A 962-nucleotide genomic window follows, 5' to 3' on the forward strand; every position below is an offset into this window, starting at 1 on the left:
AATCGTTCCATCCAAAGCTTGAATCACAGCCAAGCACGAATGAGAATCCTGAATCCCAACAGACCCTAGACTAGTTTGTCTAATCTTACCGTCATGTCTCTCCGCGGCGAGAAGGAGGCGGACCACCAGGCGTGCGAGGCAGCACTTCGGTTTTCGACGATGGCGTACACCGCCGTCGCTATCTTGGTCGCATCCGGGCTGATCAATTCCTTGTAGCTCGATCACAAACCTGGCCATGACAACATACGGCCGGCTGCTTCTCCTAAAGCTTCTTCTCTTTGCCATTATGGTCGGCTTTGCAGGCCTCAATCGTTTCTTCGTGGTCCCCAGGCTCCTTGAATCGGGCGCAACCGGCGCGAAACTTGGGCTGCGCCGGCTCCTGATCAACGTCACAGCAGAGCAGAGCCTTGGCTTTGCGATCGTCCTTATCGTTAGCGTGCTGGGCATCGCTGAACCTGCAGCCGCGTCGTAATCAAGCTCTCACGCAGGCATTCTTGCGCCACCCGATCTCCCTATTCTGGTTGGTCCCAAAGCGTTCGTGTCACCACGCGAAAGATCAGCCAACCGCTCGGCTCGCGATGAATCGCATTTTCCACCCCACGCTGCGTTCACTTCGCGGACGACATCGTCCGCCGGATCACGCGCGCCCGCGGATGTGTCGGCGGCGCCCTGAAGCGCGTCAAGATATCGGCGCTGCTAGTCGGTCGGCCTGACCGATTGCTCGATTGTGGCGGTCGGCCACTCGCTCAAGGCCGGTTCCGTCACATCGCAGGCTGGTCCGGCCGGGCCGGTCTCGCCACAGTCCGGCCCGGACGCCGGCGCGTGGTGGAAAGCGCATTGATCTGCGCCCTCTGCTCATCGCTCAGGAGGCCGTAGAACTTATCGCCATAGCCCAGAACGCATCATCATAGGGATAGCCCCAGAAGGTGTAGTCATAAATGTCATAGAAAGCGAACGGCCAG

General features: G+C 59.0%; 1 protein-coding gene. It reads left to right on the forward strand.

Annotated elements, in window-relative coordinates; translation table 11 throughout:
* The first annotated feature begins 235 nt into the window (after positions 1 to 235).
* The gene (locus OZ411_RS42900; protein WP_349017088.1) at positions 236 to 472 is read left to right on the forward strand and encodes a CopD family protein; all 237 of its coding nucleotides are present in this window, start codon (positions 236 to 238) and stop codon (positions 470 to 472) included.
* Positions 473 to 962 lie beyond the last annotated feature (490 nt).

The organism is Bradyrhizobium sp. Arg237L (assembly GCF_029990105.1).
GTDB lineage: Bacteria > Pseudomonadota > Alphaproteobacteria > Rhizobiales > Xanthobacteraceae > Bradyrhizobium.

Bases quoted from the DNA above. Each gene is read 5' to 3' on its own strand.
- OZ411_RS42900 (WP_349017088.1), top strand. From the start codon at position 236: ATGACAACATACGGCCGGCTGCTTCTCCTAAAGCTTCTTCTCTTTGCC.